The sequence below is a fragment of the Hyphomicrobium sp. 2TAF46 genome, from assembly GCF_052114865.1.
Taxonomy (GTDB): domain Bacteria; phylum Pseudomonadota; class Alphaproteobacteria; order Rhizobiales; family Hyphomicrobiaceae; genus Hyphomicrobium_B.
Window position 1 is genome coordinate 260,509 of record NZ_JBFRFO010000005.1, and the last position, 16,851, is coordinate 277,359.

Here is a 16,851-nt window from a genome sequence, read left to right on the forward strand (position 1 = left end):
TAGCGCAGAACATTGACAGTCAGGGGGGCTAGTTCTTATGTCTGCCCCTAATCGCGCCGGGTTTTTGAGGCCCGTGTCGACCGCGCAATTCGCAGCGCTGGGGGAACGTTGACGCAGCCGCGGCGGGGAATGTGCCTTGCCGCGTATTTTTTGCTTAAATGCTGCCCTGCGACAGGAAAACTGAGCCGGCCGCGCCAGGGGGCGTGGCCAAACGAATTTTTTAGGACGGATCTAAAATATGCTCTCGTTCGGTGACCTCGCTTCGAAGATTTTCGGTTCCTCGAACGAGAGGAGAGTCAAGGGCTTTCGCTCGCGCGTCGCGGCAATCAACGCGCTTGAGCCCGAGCTGCAGGACCTTTCGGACGAAGAGCTTAGGGCGCGCACTGAACAGTTCCGCCAGCAGCTGAACGACGGTAAGTCACTCGACGATCTGCTCGTGCCTGCGTTCGCGACCGTTCGCGAAGCCGCAAAGCGCACGCTCGGCCAGCGCCATTTCGACGTCCAGCTCATCGGTGGCATGGTTCTGCACCAGGGCGACATCTCCGAGATGAAGACCGGCGAAGGTAAAACGCTCGTCGCAACGCTTCCCGTGTACCTGAACGCGCTGACCGGTAAGGGCGTGCACGTCGTTACCGTCAATGACTACCTCGCCAAACGCGACGCCGATTGGATGGGACAGGTCTACCGCTTCCTCGGCCTCACCGTCGGCTGCATCGTCCACGACATGAGCGACGAGGCCCGCAAGATCGCCTACGCCTGCGACGTGACCTACGGCACGAACAACGAGCTCGGCTTCGATTATCTCCGCGATAATATGAAGATGAACTACGCCGAAATGGTGCAGCGACCGCACATCTACGCCATCGTCGACGAAGTTGACTCGATCCTCATCGACGAAGCGCGCACGCCCTTGATCATCTCGGGCCCCTTGGATGACCGCGCCGATCTCTACCAGTCGATCGACGAGATGATGAAGCTCGTCACGGCCGAGGATTTCGAACTCGACGAGAAGCAGCGCCAGGTTTCGTTCACCGAAGCCGGCAACGAAAAGATGGAGCGCGCTCTCGAAGAGGCAGGCCTTCTGAAGGGCACGCTCTACGACATCGACAACGTCACGATCGTCCATCACCTCACGCAGGCGCTGAAGGCCCACAAGCTTTTCCAGCGCGACAAGGATTACATCGTCAAGGGTGGCCAGGTCGTCATTATCGACGAGTTCACCGGACGCATGATGCCGGGACGCCGCTATTCGGAAGGCCTCCATCAGGCGCTCGAAGCCAAGGAGAAGGTCGAGATCCAGCCCGAAAACCAGACGCTGGCCTCGATCACGTTCCAGAACTACTTCCGTCTCTACAAGAAGCTCGCCGGCATGACGGGCACAGCGATGACGGAAGCCAGCGAGTTCATGGATATCTACGGGCTCGAGGTCATCGACATCCCGACGAATCTTGGCGTCAGCCGTATCGATGAAGACGACGAGATCTATCGCACGCAGCGCGAGAAGCTTGCCGCCATCGTGCAGTCCATCGCGGAAGCCAAAAGCCGTGGGCAGCCGATCCTCGTTGGCACCACCTCCATCGAGAAGTCCGAGCAGCTTTCGGAGCTCCTGAAGGACCACAAGTATTTCAAGGAACTCGCCAAGCAGCTCGAGGAGCAGGCCGCCGCCATCAAGGCGGGCAAGGAAGAAGAGCTGCGCAAGCATCTGACCGATATGGCCGCGCTTTTGAAGAAGTTCGCATCCGAAGCGAAGGGTAAGGATGCGCCGATCCCGCACCAGGTGTTGAACGCCCGCTATCACGAGCAGGAAGCGAGCATCGTTGCGCAGGCCGGCCAGCCCGGAGCCGTGACGATCGCCACCAACATGGCAGGCCGCGGTACCGACATTCAGCTGGGCGGCAACGCCGAGTTCCGCCTGCGCGATTGGATCGCCGAGCAAACCGAAAAGGGCACGCCGCCTGACGAATCCGCGATAAGCAGCAAGCGTGCCGAGCTAGTCACCGACGTCGCTGCCAACAAGCAGAAGGCGCTGGAAGCCGGCGGCCTCTACGTGCTCGCGACCGAACGCCATGAAAGCCGCCGCATCGACAATCAGCTGCGCGGCCGCTCCGGCCGTCAGGGCGACCCCGGCCGCTCCAAGTTCTATTTGGCGCTCGACGACGACCTGATGCGCATCTTCGGGTCCGAGCGCATGGATAAGGTGCTGCAGACGCTTGGCCTGAAGGAAGGCGAAGCCATCACCCACCCATGGATGAACAAGTCGCTCGAGACCGCACAAAAGAAGGTCGAGCAGCGCAACTTCGACATCCGCAAGCAGATCCTGAAATACGACGACGTGATGAATGACCAGCGCAAGGTCATCTTCGAGCAGCGGCTCGATATCATGGGTCAGGAAGATGTTTCCGAAACGGTCGTCGAGCTTCGCAACGAGCTGATCGACGAGTACGTCACGCGCTTCATTCCGCCTGCGGCCTATGCCGAGCAGTGGGACACGCAGGGCCTCGCCGGCGAGGTCAACAACGTCTTCGATCTCGAGCTTCCGGTTGCCGCCTGGGCGGCCGAGGAAGGCATTGCCGACGAACAGATCAGGGATCGCATCAAGGCGGCCGTCGACGCCAAGGCAGAGGCCAAGTCGAACGAGCTTGGAACGGAGCTCTATCGCCAGATCGAGAAGATGGTTCTTCTGCAGACGCTCGATCACCTCTGGCGCGAGCATCTCGTAACGCTCGAGCACTTGCGTCAGGTCATCGGCTTCCGCGCCTATGGCCAGCGCGACCCGCTGAATGAATACAAGTCCGAAGCGTTCATTCTGTTCGAGAACATGCTCGGACGCCTGCGTGAGAACGTGACGGGTCAGCTCATGCACGTCGAACTGGCGCCGCCCGAGGATCAGCCCGCACTCCAGCCCGTCGAGCTGCCGCCGATGGAAGCCCACCACGTCGATGCGTCGACGGGCTTCGACGAGTTCTCGCGCGACCCAGAACTCGCGATGGCCGACGCCGCCATTCAAGGCGCCCGTGCACGCCGCGCCGCGGGACCCGAGCCCGAGAAACGCGCACCGCTGCAGAGCCGTAGGAATGAAGGCGCGGTCGATCCGAAAGACCCTGCAACCTGGGGCCGCGTCTCGCGCAATGCCCTCTGCCCATGCGGCTCAGGCAAGAAATACAAGCATTGCCACGGCAAGATGGATTAGCTGAATTGAGGCGCCTTTCGGCGCCTCAATTGTTTCCGTGATCCCGGCAAAATTTGCCGTCGTGAACAGATCGACACCTGAACGGCTAGTGGCTGCCGGTATTCGACGATCCGGCGGACGCCGGCTGTCCGTCATGGCCGCCGCCCGCGATCCGGTCGGATAGCGCCAAGAGCACGCTCGATACGACGAACACGACGTGGATGATGACGAGCCACATCAGCTCTTTCTCGCGCTCGGGGGTTACAGTGCTGAGCGACATGAACTGACGGAGAAGTTGCACGGCAGAGATCGCGACGATCGACGACAGCATCTTGAGCTTCAGAGCGGCGAAGTCGATCGTGCCCATCCAAGCCGGCCGGTCGCCGTCATCGGAATGATCCATCTTCGAGACGAAATTTTCATATCCCGAGAAGATGACGATGATGAGCAGCGATCCCGTCAGCGTCAAATCGACCAGGGTCAGCAAGCCAAGGATCACGTCGGACTCTGTTGACGAGAACGCAACGGCCGCAAGGTGAAAAAGCTCCATCAGGAACTTGATCATGAGAATGATGAGCGACAGTGCCAGGCCGAAATAGAACGGCGCGAGAAGCCAGCGCGAGCTGAACAACCAGCTTTCCAGCGTTATCTCTACGCGCTTCGCAAATGTTTTCTCGGCCATCATTCATCCTCTATTCGTGAATTTGCATGCTCTATCGCAACGTTGGCGACGCAAGGCAAGCGCCCGCCCGTGTGGCGACTAGGCGATAACGTAAGTAGGGTTGCGAGGAAAAAATCACAAGCGCCCGCGAAGGTTAGCGCGACAAGGTCCGCGCCGCAAAAGTGAGCCTCAGGTCAGCGAATAAGACGCCACGAGAACATGGGCGGCGGCGCATCACTTTCGAGGCTCGTCTGAATCTGCGGTATCGGCGTCGTCTTCGACTGAGCCGTTTGCGTCTCGGGCTTCGGCGCGAACTGCGAGGGTGGCGGAACGTTGTCGAGCCACTGCTCCTGCTCTCGGATCGAAGCGATCGTCGGCCCGCACGCGTCGATCTGGCCGGGAAGTTCGCGCGCTCGCGCCTCTTGGAAAATATAGCGTCCGCTGCAAGCCCCGATCAGCGGGGGCCGCTTCGTCCGTTCGAAAAGGTCGTACCCTTCCTTGAGATTGTTCCAGAACGGCGCCCACGGCGACGTACTCTGCGCCGCCATATTTGCGTCGGTCATGCGGAACGGCAGAATGTGCACCGGAACGCGCTGTTCTCCCGCATCGATCGCTGCGATCGTGAGCTGATGGATCTCTTCCGAAACCGGGTTCGTCATCGCGAAGCAGCCGACCGACGAGCATCCGCCGTGAATGAGGATGTCGGAGCCGGTCCGCGCCTGTGACTGGTCGAGAATGTTCGGATATCCGATGTCGAGCGAGATGGGCCAGCGGCCCACATGCCGGGCCTGCGCACGCGTCACCGTATAGTAGCCTTCGGGCGCCTGCCGGTCGCCGTCGCGAAGCTTCGGCCCGAGCGTGCCCGACCAATGGCAGATCGGATAGGTCGCGAAAAGGATGAAACCGTCATCCTTCTGCTTCCAGATTTCGAGTTCGGATTCGGCTTTGAAGATGCGGATGAGGATGGGCGACGAGAGCGTCACGCCCTTTTCCCGCAGGCGCTGCTGAAGCACCGCGACATCCGGCGTTCCGGGAAGCGGAAGCGCACCCGTAGCGGCGGCACGCTGGCGTTCGACGCGATCGGACGCGACGTCTTTCAGCTCGATCGTCAGCGCGTTCGCCTGATCGATCGCGGCATGACTGAACGCGACGAGACCGAGGATCATCGCCGCGAAGAGCTTCAGACGCGTTGAACCGTTGGACACCATGGACCTGCGACCGGCACCTATCTTTCGCGAGCGAAACATTACCGCCCGGATACCAGATTCGGAGTGACTTTTCGCCAACACTCGGCGCCAGAAGCGCCGCCGTGAACGGTTAACTTTTAGCGCCCTCATTTGTACACTTGTCGTCGATCGAATCAGACCCGGCGGAGCCCTTCTCGCCGGGGTCGAACTGGTATCTGCTGCCGCAAACCGTCACCTTCGGCGGCACATTGCTGGCCTCGAATAGGTCGCTGCCGGTCTTCAGGCTTTTCCAGAAATCGATCGCGGGACTGTTCGTGTGCTTCGCCATCTGTTCCGGCGTCATCCGGAACGGAAAGACTTGAACTTGAAAGCGTTTTTGGCCGCCGGAGAGCGCTCCGGTGACGAGCTTCCAGATTTCCTGCATCTGTGCGTTCGTCATCGCAAAGCAGCCGATGGACCCGCAACCGCCGTGCACCATGATGAACGAGCCGGTCCGCCCATGCGCCCGGTCGAAGGCATTCGGGAAGCCGAGATTGAACGAGCGATACCAGCGGCTGTTTGGATTGAGGGCCGAGGAATCGACCGTATAGAAACCTTCGGGCGCCTGCCGGTCGCCCTGTTGCAGCTTGGGCCCGAGAACCCCGGACCAGCGGCAGATCGGATACGTCGCGAAAAGCTGGAAAACACCGTCGCGCTGCATCCAAAGCTCAAGCTCGAACTCGCTCTTGAAGATCCGGATCAGCACGGGGGCACCCTCGGCAACGCCGGCGCTCTTCAGGCGTTCGGAATAGCTCGCGAGATCCGGCTCGCCCGGCATCGGCAGGCCAAAGCTCCACCGCATCAGGCGTTGGCTTCGCTCGTATTTGATCAGAGCGGCATCGCCGCCCGGCAATTTCGGCAGCCACACCGGCATGGAGATGAAGCCCACCAGCGGAAGGGCCAGCAAACCCGCGCCAAAGCCCAGGATCCGTCCAATTCGGCCGCGTCGTGGCTGTCGCAACTTAGCACCCACTCACGTTGTGCGTTGTCATCGATCGGACCGTGCGCCGAAGGATCAGTTCGCGTTCGCCATCGGCGAAGAAGCCGCCATCGATGATTGCGACCGCTGCTGCTTCGCGACCTTGATATCGGCAAGTGACGGTTCGCTGTCCGGATCCGTGATGCCCTTGAGCTTATTGCCGCTGGCGACATCCATCTGAGCAGGCTCCGGCAGCGGCGTAAAGGCGGTGACGAATGGCCGGTCGAACGCAGGGCAGCGTCCGCTCGCGTCGGGGCGGCTGCGCGGCACGGCATCGACGACGTAGCGGCGTTCACAGACAGCGACGCTCGGCGGAATGCGATACTTTTCGAAGTAGTCGTAACCCTGCTTCATGGTTTTCCAGAAGCCGTACCATTGGTTCGACTTTTCGCGCGCCATCCGGGCGTCCGTCATCCGGAACGGAAAAGCTTGGAGCTGGAAGCTCGGCTGCCCCGCCTTCAGCGCTTCGCGGGTAAGGCCGTAGATCTCTTCCATCAGCGCGTCCGTCATCGCGTAGCAGCCGGCGGAGCGGCAGCTTCCGTGCACCATGACGGAATCGCCCGTACGGCCCCACGAGCGATCGAAGGCGTTCGGATAGCCGAGATTGAACGACAGATAGTATTTCGAATTCGGATTCATCAGCGCCGGCGTGATGGAATAGAAACCCTCAGGGGCCTGCCGGTCGCCCGTGCTTTGCTTCGGCCCGATCGCGCCCGACCAATTGCAGATGGGGTATGTCCTGAAGTGATAGAAGCGCCCGTCGTCGCGCTGCTTCCACACCTCAAGCTCGGATTCTTCCTTGAAGATGCGCACGAAAACTGGCGCTCCCGGCTGCATGCCCTTCTTAGCGAGCGACGCCAGCGCTTCCTTAGATAAAGGCACTTCGGACGGTGGGGGAATGGTGGGCGCGCTCGAGCACGCGGCGAGCGTCGCCACGGTGAACAAAACCATGAGCCGCACAACAGCTCGTGTCATCGAGCCAATGCTGGTTCCCACCAATGCGCCCTTCACGTCCCGAACGAATTCCCCGTGCCGCGGGTCGGCGGACTGTTAACACAACGAACTCAAACGATTACTGAAATCGGCGGACGCCCGAGTCAATTCAAGTATCGTGTGCAAATGCGGCATCACAGTGGGCTCGCAGCGCCACGCGTTCAGCGTCCGATCGACAAAAACCGGTCGTGACGCTGAGCCCGGATGTCGTCGGGCGACTTGCCGTCAAACTCCGCAAGCATGCGGGCAATCGCGTTGCCCGTCGCGATAATTACTGATTCGCGGTCGCGATGCGCGCCGCCGGTCGGCTCTTTCACAATCGCATCGATGACCCCGAGCTGATCAAGATCCTGCGCCGTGATCTTCATGTTCGTGGCGGCTTCTTCTTTCTTGTTGCTGTCCCGCCAGATGATGGACGCAGCGCCTTCGGGCGAGATGACCGAGTAGATGGCGTGTTCGAGCATAAGAATGCGGTTAGCCGTCGCGATGGCGATTGCGCCGCCCGAGCCGCCCTCGCCGACAATGACGGTGACGATCGGCACGCCGAGCCTGAGGCAGCACTCCGTCGATCGCGCGATGGCTTCGGCCTGGCCGCGCTCCTCGGCCCCGATCCCCGGATAGGCGCCGGGCGTATCGACGAACGTGATGATCGGCAGATTGAAGCGGTCGGCCATTTCCATGAGGCGCACGGCCTTGCGATAGCCTTCCGGGCGCGCCATGCCGAAATTGTGCCGGATGCGCTGCTCGGTGTCGGCGCCCTTCTCGTGTCCGAGCACCAGAACGGAGCGGTTGCGGAATCGGCCGATGCCGCCGACGATCGCTTCGTCCTCGGCGAAATACCGGTCGCCTGCAAGCGGCGTGAATTCCTCGATCAGGCCGCCGATGAAGTCGAGCGCGTGCGGCCGTTCCGGATGCCGCGCGACCAGCGTCTTTTGCCAAGGCGTCAGCTTCGCATAGGTATCGGCCAGTGCGGCCTTCGCCTTCTGCTCGAGCCTGGTGATCTCGTCGGCGATGTGCGGACCCTTGCCTTCGGTCTGCATGGCCTTGAGCTCGGCAACCTTGTTCTCGAGCTCGAGGATCGGCTTTTCGAAATCAAGATAGGTACGCAATGCGGTCGTAGCGTTCACGGAACTTGGGCTTTCCTGATTGTGCAACTGAAGCGTGCGGCAAGCGCTTTTTTCACGCGCGACATTCGCCACGGCTGGCCGCGGGTGTCAAGGCGTCAGGCTGTGCACCGCCCACTTCTGGTCTGCGAGGCCTTTACAATGTTTAACTTTCGCCTTCCGAGAGCCGTTTGACCGTGGGCGCAATCGCGAACATCAGCGCCGCAGCGACGGCGACGAGCCCGGCCTGCGCCAGGAATGACAGGGCGAGCGCATCGGGATCGTTGGCCGTGAATGCGCCCCCGATGTCGCCGGCGAGCTTGTCTCCAAACGCCATCGCCAGGAACCAGAGCCCCAGGACCTGTCCCGACATTCTCTGCGGCGCGATGCGCGTCATCGTCGAAAGCCCGACCGGGCTCAGCATCAGTTCGCCGACCGTGAACAGGAAGTAGAGCCCGACCAGCCAAAACGGCGAGACGCGTCCGTCCGCAGCGTAGGTGGCGGCCGGAACCATCAGCAGAAACGACGACGCGAGGAACACGAGACCGAGCCCGAACTTGACGGGCGAAGACGGCTGCTGCTTGCCGAGCTTCATCCAGAGCATTGCCGCAACTGGCGTCAGCAGGATGACGAAGATGGGATTGGCGGACTGATACCACGCTGACGGGAAGGAAAATCCCAAGACCTCGTTGCGCGTCAGCGACTCGGCAAAAAGCGATAGCGACGTGCCCGACTGTTCGAAGATCGCCCAGAAGATCATCGCCGCGAGAAAGTACACGCCGACGGCGGCCATGCGTCTCGCATCGGGGCTTTGGCGCGTCGCACCGTAAGCGATGCCCATCAGCGGCAAGATGATGAACAGCCAGCGCAGCCAATGGAAGCCATCGACGTCGGCGAGCAATGCAAGGCCGAGAAGAGACAGCGAGCCGACGCCGACGAACAGGCCCTGACGGACAACCGACGACGTCGATTGAGAGCCATCGACGTCGGGATCTTTGAGATCGCGCATTTTCCGGAAGAAAAGCAAAGTCGAAAACGTCATGCCCACGCCAGCCACACCGAAGCCCCAGTGCCAGCTCAGATTGGGATCGAAGCCGGCATCAGCCAGCCAACCCTTGAAGGTGCTGCTCTGCGCCAGAAATCCCGTCACCAGCGGCGCCAAAAACGCGCCGAGGTTGATGCCCATGTAGAAGAGCGAAAACCCGGCATCGCGCCGAGAGTCGTCTTTCGAATAGAGTGCACCGACGAGGGCTGAGATGTTCGGCTTGAAAAGGCCCGTCCCAATCGCAATCAGCGCCAGGCCAAGGTAGAATGTTTCGCCGGATGGCCACGCCAGCGCGTAGTGCCCGCAGGCGATTGTCGCCCCGCCGAGGAGCACGCTGCGTTTCGCACCGAGCAGCCGGTCCGCAATGAAACCGCCGGGCAGCGCGAGAAGATAAACCGCCATCCCGTAGGTGCCGTAGATGCTGCCCGCCGTGGGCGTGGCGAAGCCGAGACCGCCCTGCGTGACCGGCGCCACCATGAACAGCACCAGCAGCGCCCGCATGCCGTAAAACGAAAAGCGCTCCCAAAGCTCGGCAAAGTAGAGAGTTGAAAGCCCGCGCGGCTGCGCTGCGAAGCCGAGCCAGGAGCTGCGAGGTTCCGCTACGACGGAAGCCGTGTATCCCGTTGCAGAAATCTCCTGGCCCCTTTGCGAAGGCATTATGCGCCCTTGTCGCCGGTCATGACTTTACCCATCCAATCGTCGATGGTCGTTGTTCCGAGTTCCTCCGCTTTGCGCTGCTCGAAGGGACGCAGCACATCCTGCATGGCGTCGATGCGCTTCCACTCGCAAAATGGCGTTTCCGCTTCGACGCCGGGCGCATAGCGCGAACTCTCGAGCTTCTCGTATCGGTGCACATAGCGCGGACAATTCATCCAGACTTCGTGAATGCTCACCTTCACCGCCATCTCGGCTTCCTTGAAGCCCTCGAGCTCGGATCCACTGACGATGAGTTCGGCGCGGCCTTGCGCGCGCAAACGAAACGGCCTCTCGAAGTCGATGAACAGCATCCCGATCTCGGGGTTGCCCGAGATATTGCCCATCGACAGATACATTCCGTTTCCATCGTAGCTCGGAAAGAGCAGCGTGTGAGCATCGAGCACCTTGATGAAGCCGGGAGTGCCGCCCTTGTAAGAGACCGTTGGACGGCCGCGATCGTCGATTGTCGTCAGGAAGAACATGTCCCGGCTTTCGATGAAAGCCTTGGCACTGTCGTCGATCTCGGGCTTGAGGGCAACCGCCTCGACTCTGTCCGCCATCGCCCGCGTGTCGAAAGCCATTTGCATAGCGCGATGGATGTCTCCGTATAGGCGGCTCATCGGCATATTCCCTTCATTTGCAAGAACCGTCGCAATGGATGGCCGGCGTTTGTTCAGGTCTTGTTTTTGGCGAGCGGGTGATGGGCGTTAACGAGCGCCTTCAGCCGCTCCTGCAGCACATGCGTATAAATCTCCGTCGTTGAAATGTCAGCATGGCCGAGAAGCTGCTGAACGGCTCTGAGGTCTGCGCCGCGGTCGAGAAGATGACTGGCGAACGCATGACGCAACACGTGCGGCGACACGCGGTCGGGCGCGATTCCCGCAGCTTCGGCGATGCTCTTGAGATCCTGCGCGAAGCCTTGCCGGGTCACGTGGCCGAGCGCCGACTTCGAAGGAAATAGCCACTCGGAATTATCGAAGCGTCCGGACACATCGAGGAAGGCATCGAGCGCCGCGCGGGCCGTTACGTTGAGCGGAACCAGCCGCTCGCGGCCGCCCTTGCCTTTAATCGTGAGAACGCGTTTGTCGCCGCGCAAGACGCTGCGTGGCAGCCCGACGAGCTCGGAAACACGCATGCCGGTCGCGTACAGAACTTCGAGAAGACAATGAAAGCGCAAGGCTCGAAAAAGCGCGCGCCCCTCCTGGCCTTCGCATTGGCCTTGTGAAACGGTCAGCAGCCGGTCCACCTCGGCAATGCTCAGAACTTTCGGAAGCGCGCGCTGTTTTTTCGGCCCCTGCAATCCGGCCGTCGGATCGAGCACGATCAAATCCTCGGCGAGGAGAAAGCGGAAGTATTGCTTGATGGCCGAAAGCCGCCGCGCGCGCGATGTCGGCGCCTGCCCCTCGCTCGCGAGGAACCCGAGATAAGCCTGCACGTCGGCCGGCTTGGCGTCAGGCGCCGCTATGCCTCTATCTGATAAAAAGCCGGTGAAATTTTCGAGGTCGGCGGTGTAAGCGTCGATGGTATTTGCCGAAGCGCCGCGCTCAGCCGTGAGCATGGCAAGAAAGTCCGCGAGGTGGCCATCGCATTCGGCGACTGGCGTCATGGAGCCCTCAATTCGTTTCCGTGTGCGGCCACGAAGGAAGCAGCGCCTCAAGTCCGAGGCGCCGTGCGTCGGCTTCGAGACCGGCGCGTTTCAGCGCTCGAATGCTGTCGCCGAGAGCGATGAGGTTGGCGTCCTGCGCTCCGTTCGGTCCAAGCGCCTTCATGACCAGAAGCACGCTATGGCCGAACTCCTGCTTTTTCGATGCAACTTGTAATTCGGTGAGCACGCCAGTCTCCGGCAGATAACCGGACGTTGGCTGTGGCGTCCTGTTTGCGGCATCCCAAAGCGGAATGGGAACGAGATAATCGAGCGCTTCGAGAACCGTCGTCAGGCGGTAAAGCGCAGCCGCAGGGAAACGGCCGTTCGATACGTAGCTTTCGAGCACGGAAAAGCTTTTGCCCCGGTCCGGCTCCTTGGCGTCGGCGATATCGATGAGCGCGCGCCAAGCCCCAAGGCCCGGACCGCCGCCCTGATCGCCGATGCCGATCCAATCGCGGGCCATGCCGAACTTGCCCGACGCTAAGCCGATTTCGACGCCCGTTTCGGCAAACCACACGATCTCCGGAGCGGGCTGTAGCTGTGAAGCGGCTGGTGCAATCATTTGCGCACCGATCATGCCGAGGCCTTCGCGCTTGGCGTCATCGAGGAACGCCCGGATCAGCCGCGCCTTGCGCATAGGCGTCCGCTCGTCCTCGGCAGCCCTGAAGAGTGCCGCGCGGCGCGGAACGCCCTGCGGGCCGCGTCCGGCCAAGAGATCGTCCGCCGGAACTTGCTCCGCGTTGACGCGATAGATGCCGGCGAGTGCCTCCGGCGAAAGCGCATTCAGTCGCGCGGCCGCTTCCGTCGCGGGTAGCCCAAGATCGACCGGCGTCGAATGATCGCTTGCGAGCGCGACGAGCAACGCCGGCTCACCTTTTTCCAGAACGGTCTTGTGAGGCAGGCCGCCGACTTTCTCCGCGATCCGGTAATCGAGCAGCGTGATCTGCTTCACCGGCGAATAGCGAGGCTTGGAATTGATCGCGAAAGCGTCCAGCGCCTCGAGACCGGGAGACGTCGGAACGCCTTCTTCACGCGCCAGATCCGCAGCAAGGCCGGCCGATGATTTGTCGTTCTGCACCGCTGAGCAATACCCGGCCATCAGGATCGACTGACCTTTGAGACGCGCTGGGATGCTGCCCTTGAGCGTTGCCGATCGCGCGATGAGTTCGCAAGCCTTGTCTGGGTGTCCAGAGGCAAGTTCGTTGCGGGCCTGGAGCGTGAGGAGGAGCGCACTTTCGCCGCCCGTCTGCTTTGCGATTTCGGCAGCAGCCTCCCGCGCTAGCCCCGAGCGATAAAGTGCCTCGAGCCTGAGCGCTGCTAAATCCACACTGGACGAGCCGGGCGAAGGTGTCGTGATCAGCCGCTTCCAAAGGCCGTGGAGCACAGGTGAGCGCGGCGGAATCTCGATCGTGCTGATCAGTTTTTCGAGCCCGTTGACGTCCAATCCACCCCAAAGTTCATAGGGCAATCCGGAACCGTCACCGGACATGACGGGCGCAAGCTCGTCCTTCTCGACGCCCGGAAGAAGCGCGCCGCGCACCACGCCGTTCTGCGGGTCGGACCGGCTGCCGCGACTGGGATCCGGCTGCACCGCGCTGTCCGGGTTCGGCTGCCCCCACGTAGCGCCGCCGCTGGAGCTTCCCGCTGGTCCGTCCAAAGGCTGCAGATAGGTTCGCTGCTCAGCCGGCGGCGAATAGGCGTCGTTGCGCGAGGCTTTCTTTTTGGCGGGCGTCGAGGCCGGCGCATCCTGGGCGGCGGCGGGAACTGGAGCCGCCCCGATCGCAAGGAGCGCGAGCACAGCGATGCCACCGGCGGCCGCTAGTCGTTTTCGGTGTGTATACACCATCACCATTCACCGCCGGATTTTGATATTCTGCACGGGCTTGCTGATGGTCTGCTGCTCGGGCTCGAAGCGGGTTGCCAGCACGTAGAGCCCCCCGAGAACCAGCGCCGTCAGCGCGCAAAGTACCAATAAAAGCCGGAAAAGGCTCGGCATTTCTCTCTGTTCCGTCCCCGGCCGCTAGGTGAACATCTTTGAAGGCGTGATTATGACTCAAAGTGGTATTTTGCCGAAGAAAGTCTCTGTCGATCGGCAAGAAGGTTTGGGTCTGCTGTGGCTTAAAGGTAAGTTTCCAATTTGCGAACGTATTTGGTTCGTGGCATGACGGCGCCGAAATGACCACCCCGCCGCGCGGCCTGCCGCCAGAAACCAACCAAGAAACCGACGAACTTACCGAACCCGTCGGTGTTGAGCCTCCTATGATGGAAGCCGAAGCGATCGAGCGCGCCAAAAAGAACATCGGTCAGCGGCCGATCGTTGTCGTGGGCCTCATGGGTTGTGGCAAGTCGTCAGTCGGCAAACGCTTGGCGATCAAACTCAATCTACCCTTCGTCGACGCCGATGACGAGATTGAGCGCGCCGCCGCCAAGACTATCAACGAGATTTTTGCCGATCACGGAGAGGCGCATTTCCGCGCCGGTGAGCGTAAGGTGATCGCTCGGCTGCTCGGCAACGGTCCGCAAGTGCTTGCAACCGGAGGCGGTGCTTTCGTCAATCCGGAAACGCGGCGGCGGATCAAGGACGTCGCCATTTCCATCTGGCTGCGGGCGGATCTGCCGGTCCTCATGCGCCGGGTGTCGAAACGTGATCACCGCCCGCTTCTGCGCAACGGCAATCCCGAAGCGACGATGCGGAAGCTGATCGAAGAGCGCTATCCGATATATGCTGAAGCCAATATGACCGTCGAAAGCCGCGACGAGCCGCACGACGTCATCGTCACCGAGATCATAAGCCGCCTCGCCGCCGGAACCGAAATCCCCGCGATGTCCATCCTTGACGCCAATCCATCCCGCGCAGTGCACGTCGATCTCGCCGATCGTTCCTATGATGTTTTGATCGCCCGCGGCATTCTTCGCGACACCGGCGCGCTGCTCAAAGCGCGGTTCGGCGAGGTCAAATGCGGTGTGGTGACGGACGAGAACGTCGCCCGCTTTCATCTCGAAACGCTCGAGGAGAGCCTGAAGGCCGCGGGCATGTTCTCGGGCTCCGTGATCATGAAGCCCGGCGAAGCGACGAAGAACTTCCGCGATTTGGCGGCGCTCTCGGAACGGCTCCTGGAGATGGGGCTGGAACGCGGCGATCTCGTTTTGCCGTTCGGTGGCGGCGTCATCGGCGATCTCGCCGGGTTCGCGGCCGGCATCCTGCGGCGCGGCGTGCGCTTCGTTCAAATCCCGACGTCGCTCCTCGCTCAGGTGGATAGCTCCGTCGGTGGCAAAACGGGGATAAATACTCCGCAGGGAAAAAACCTTATCGGTGTCTTCCATCAGCCGAGCCTCGTTATCGCCGACACCGCCGTTCTGACGACGCTGCCTCCGCGCGAGATGCGCGCCGGCTATGCCGAAGTCGCGAAGTACGGCCTTCTCGGCGACGAGCCGTTCTTCTCCTGGCTCGAAGCGAACTGGCAGGCCGTCTTCGGCAACAATGGACCGGCTCTGACCGCTGCAATCGAGACGAGCGTTGCCGCCAAGGCCGCCATTGTCGCCCGCGACGAGACCGAGACGGGCGACCGCGCGCTGCTGAACCTCGGTCACACCTTCGGTCACGCCCTCGAAGCCTGGACCGGCTATTCCGATCGTCTCCTGCATGGCGAAGGCGTCGCAATCGGCATGTGTCTCGCGATCCGCCTGTCGGAGGAGCTTGGCATCTGTCCGCCGGGCCGCGCCGAGCGGGCAGCGAACCATCTCCGCGCCGTCGGCCTCCCGACGAAAATCAGCGACATTCCGGGCGGAACGGCGGACCCCGCCGAATTGCTGCGCCTGATGGGGCAGGACAAGAAAGTTAAGGCCGGCAAGCTCGCGTTCATTCTCGTCCGCGACATCGGTCAGGCTTTCGTTTCGCGCGACGTTGCGCCCGAAACCGTGCTGGCGTTCCTCGCCCGGGAAATTGCCCGCTGAGCATGTTAAGCATCGGCAACCGGTTGATGTGTTAGACTGCTGCCTCTCCTGATCAGGAACAGCGAATTGCCATGTCCATAGCCGTAAGCCTCGTTGCGATCGTTCTGCTGATCATATTGTCGGCGTTCTTCAACGCCAGTGAGACCTCGCTCACCGCCGCATCCCGCGCGCGCATGCACGCGCTTGAGGAAGACGACAACGCCTCCGCCGCCCTCGTAAACAAGGTGCTGTCGCGGCCGGAAAAGATGATCGGCACGGTTCTGCTCGGCAATACGCTGGTCGACGTTCTGGCCGCCGCGCTCGCCTCCAACATCGCGGTCCAACTCTATGGCGAAGTCGGTGTCGCTTACGCTACAGCTATCATCACGATCCTGATCGTGATCTTCGCCGCCGTGCTGCCGAAAACCTACGCCTTGGCCTATGCCGATCGGGTGGCGTTGGTCGTCGCGCCAGCCATGCAGGTCTTGATCTATGCCTTGACGCCGTTCACGAGGGCGATCGAGTTCGTCGTGCGCTACATTCTGCTTTGGACGCCTGGCAAGGCCGACGACGAGGCGAACATCCTCGCCGCGCACGAAGAGATCCGCGGCACCATCGATCTGCAGGCGAGAGAAGGCACCGTCGCCAAGGGGGACGCTGAGATGCTCGGCGGTGTGCTCGATCTCCGCGATCTGCAGGTGGCCGACATCATGGTCCATCGGACCAAGATGGAGACGATCGACGCCGACGATCCGCCGGCGAAGATTTTGGATTCCGTGCTCCGCTCGCAATATACGCGCGTGCCGCTCTGGAAGGACGAGCCGGAGAATATCGTCGGCGTTCTTCACACGAAAAATCTGCTGCAGGCGTTGTCGCGCACCGATTGGCGGCCCGATAAGCTCGACATTATGAAATCGGCGTCGGAGCCGTGGTTCGTCCCCGACACGACCACGCTGAAAGACCAGCTCAATCAGTTCCTGAAAAAGAAAATGCAGATGGCCCTCGTCGTCGATGAATACGGCGAGGTGCAGGGTCTCATCACGCTCGAGGACATCCTCGAAGAAATCGTCGGACAGATTACCGACGAGCACGATATGCCCGACAGCCACATCCGCATGCAGTCGGATGGTACCGTCAACGTCGATGGCACCGTTGCAATTCGCGATCTCAATCGCCATCTCGATTGGGATCTACCCGACGATGAGGCGACGACCGTTGCAGGTCTCGTCATTCACGAGGCGCAGACCATTCCCGAGCCGGGGCAGGTCTTCACGTTCCACGGCTATAGGTTCGAAATTTTGCGCAAAAGCCGGAATAAAATCACGGCTATTCGCATCAAGCCCGTGTCTCAAGCCGATAAAGGAAACGCTACGACCGCTGCCGCAAGGGCGGTGAGATAAA

Annotated in this window: 13 protein-coding genes; 3 read left to right on the forward strand and 10 right to left on the reverse strand. The window is 61.4% G+C overall.

Going from position 1 to position 16,851, the window contains the following annotated elements; genetic code table 11:
• The first annotated feature begins 238 nt into the window (after positions 1 to 238).
• Positions 239 to 3,190, forward strand: a complete 2,952-nt coding sequence (secA, locus tag AB4Z24_RS12630; RefSeq protein WP_441708590.1) for a preprotein translocase subunit SecA — start codon at positions 239 to 241, stop codon at positions 3,188 to 3,190.
• Between the two features lie 85 nt (positions 3,191 to 3,275).
• Here the strand turns inward: secA and AB4Z24_RS12635 are convergent, their stop codons facing one another.
• The 10 genes from AB4Z24_RS12635 to AB4Z24_RS12680 form a co-directional block, all read right to left on the reverse strand.
• Complete coding sequence (locus tag AB4Z24_RS12635) at positions 3,276 to 3,851, reverse strand: TIGR00645 family protein (RefSeq protein ID WP_441708592.1); 576 nt, start codon at positions 3,849 to 3,851, stop codon at positions 3,276 to 3,278.
• Positions 3,852 to 4,024: 173 nt separating this feature from the next.
• Complete coding sequence (locus AB4Z24_RS12640; protein ID WP_441708594.1) at positions 4,025 to 5,038, reverse strand: L,D-transpeptidase family protein; 1,014 nt, start codon at positions 5,036 to 5,038, stop codon at positions 4,025 to 4,027.
• A gap of 109 nt (positions 5,039 to 5,147) precedes the next feature.
• Positions 5,148 to 6,017, reverse strand: coding sequence for a L,D-transpeptidase family protein (locus tag AB4Z24_RS12645; protein ID WP_441708595.1), 870 nt, complete (start codon positions 6,015 to 6,017; stop codon positions 5,148 to 5,150).
• A gap of 54 nt (positions 6,018 to 6,071) precedes the next feature.
• Positions 6,072 to 7,010 (reverse strand): L,D-transpeptidase family protein, encoded by a 939-nt coding sequence (locus AB4Z24_RS12650; RefSeq protein WP_441708597.1) that lies wholly within the window; start codon positions 7,008 to 7,010, stop codon positions 6,072 to 6,074.
• A 179-nt stretch (positions 7,011 to 7,189) separates the two neighbouring features.
• On the reverse strand, positions 7,190 to 8,137 hold the full coding sequence (locus AB4Z24_RS12655) for an acetyl-CoA carboxylase carboxyltransferase subunit alpha (RefSeq protein ID WP_441708807.1): 948 nt from the start codon (positions 8,135 to 8,137) through the stop codon (positions 7,190 to 7,192).
• A gap of 160 nt (positions 8,138 to 8,297) precedes the next feature.
• On the reverse strand, positions 8,298 to 9,833 hold the full coding sequence (locus AB4Z24_RS12660) for a peptide MFS transporter (protein WP_441708599.1): 1,536 nt from the start codon (positions 9,831 to 9,833) through the stop codon (positions 8,298 to 8,300).
• Positions 9,833 to 10,492 carry a pyridoxamine 5'-phosphate oxidase family protein gene (locus tag AB4Z24_RS12665; RefSeq protein WP_441708601.1) on the reverse strand — a complete coding sequence of 220 codons (660 nt, stop codon included), beginning with the start codon at positions 10,490 to 10,492 and terminating at the stop codon, positions 9,833 to 9,835. Before AB4Z24_RS12665 ends, AB4Z24_RS12660 begins: the two co-directional genes overlap by 1 nt.
• Before the next feature lie 53 nt (positions 10,493 to 10,545).
• A complete protein-coding gene (locus AB4Z24_RS12670) occupies positions 10,546 to 11,478 on the reverse strand; it encodes a site-specific tyrosine recombinase XerD (protein ID WP_441708603.1) in 933 nt (310 codons plus the stop codon).
• Positions 11,479 to 11,485: 7 nt separating this feature from the next.
• Positions 11,486 to 13,363, reverse strand: a complete 1,878-nt coding sequence (locus AB4Z24_RS12675) for a hypothetical protein (RefSeq protein ID WP_441708605.1) — start codon at positions 13,361 to 13,363, stop codon at positions 11,486 to 11,488.
• Between the two features lie 6 nt (positions 13,364 to 13,369).
• Complete coding sequence (locus AB4Z24_RS12680) at positions 13,370 to 13,513, reverse strand: hypothetical protein (protein ID WP_441708607.1); 144 nt, start codon at positions 13,511 to 13,513, stop codon at positions 13,370 to 13,372.
• A gap of 263 nt (positions 13,514 to 13,776) precedes the next feature.
• Between AB4Z24_RS12680 and aroB the strand changes: the two genes are divergently transcribed.
• Complete coding sequence (aroB, locus tag AB4Z24_RS12685; protein ID WP_441708809.1) at positions 13,777 to 15,471, forward strand: 3-dehydroquinate synthase; 1,695 nt, start codon at positions 13,777 to 13,779, stop codon at positions 15,469 to 15,471.
• Positions 15,472 to 15,542: 71 nt separating this feature from the next.
• On the forward strand, positions 15,543 to 16,850 hold the full coding sequence (locus AB4Z24_RS12690; protein WP_441708609.1) for an HlyC/CorC family transporter: 1,308 nt from the start codon (positions 15,543 to 15,545) through the stop codon (positions 16,848 to 16,850).
• The last annotated feature ends 1 nt before the right edge of the window (position 16,851 follow it).

Coding starts and splice junctions, on each gene's coding strand:
- secA (WP_441708590.1), top strand. CDS start 239: ATGCTCTCGTTCGGTGACCTCGCTTCGAAGATTTTCGGTTCCTCGAAC.
- AB4Z24_RS12635 (WP_441708592.1), bottom strand. CDS start 3,851: ATGGCCGAGAAAACATTTGCGAAGCGCGTAGAGATAACGCTGGAAAGC.
- AB4Z24_RS12640 (WP_441708594.1), bottom strand. CDS start 5,038: ATGGTGTCCAACGGTTCAACGCGTCTGAAGCTCTTCGCGGCGATGATC.
- AB4Z24_RS12650 (WP_441708597.1), bottom strand. CDS start 7,010: ATGACACGAGCTGTTGTGCGGCTCATGGTTTTGTTCACCGTGGCGACG.
- AB4Z24_RS12660 (WP_441708599.1), bottom strand. CDS start 9,833: ATGCCTTCGCAAAGGGGCCAGGAGATTTCTGCAACGGGATACACGGCT.
- AB4Z24_RS12665 (WP_441708601.1), bottom strand. CDS start 10,492: ATGAGCCGCCTATACGGAGACATCCATCGCGCTATGCAAATGGCTTTC.
- AB4Z24_RS12670 (WP_441708603.1), bottom strand. CDS start 11,478: ATGACGCCAGTCGCCGAATGCGATGGCCACCTCGCGGACTTTCTTGCC.
- AB4Z24_RS12675 (WP_441708605.1), bottom strand. CDS start 13,363: ATGGTGTATACACACCGAAAACGACTAGCGGCCGCCGGTGGCATCGCT.
- AB4Z24_RS12680 (WP_441708607.1), bottom strand. CDS start 13,513: ATGCCGAGCCTTTTCCGGCTTTTATTGGTACTTTGCGCGCTGACGGCG.
- aroB (WP_441708809.1), top strand. CDS start 13,777: ATGATGGAAGCCGAAGCGATCGAGCGCGCCAAAAAGAACATCGGTCAG.
- AB4Z24_RS12690 (WP_441708609.1), top strand. CDS start 15,543: ATGTCCATAGCCGTAAGCCTCGTTGCGATCGTTCTGCTGATCATATTG.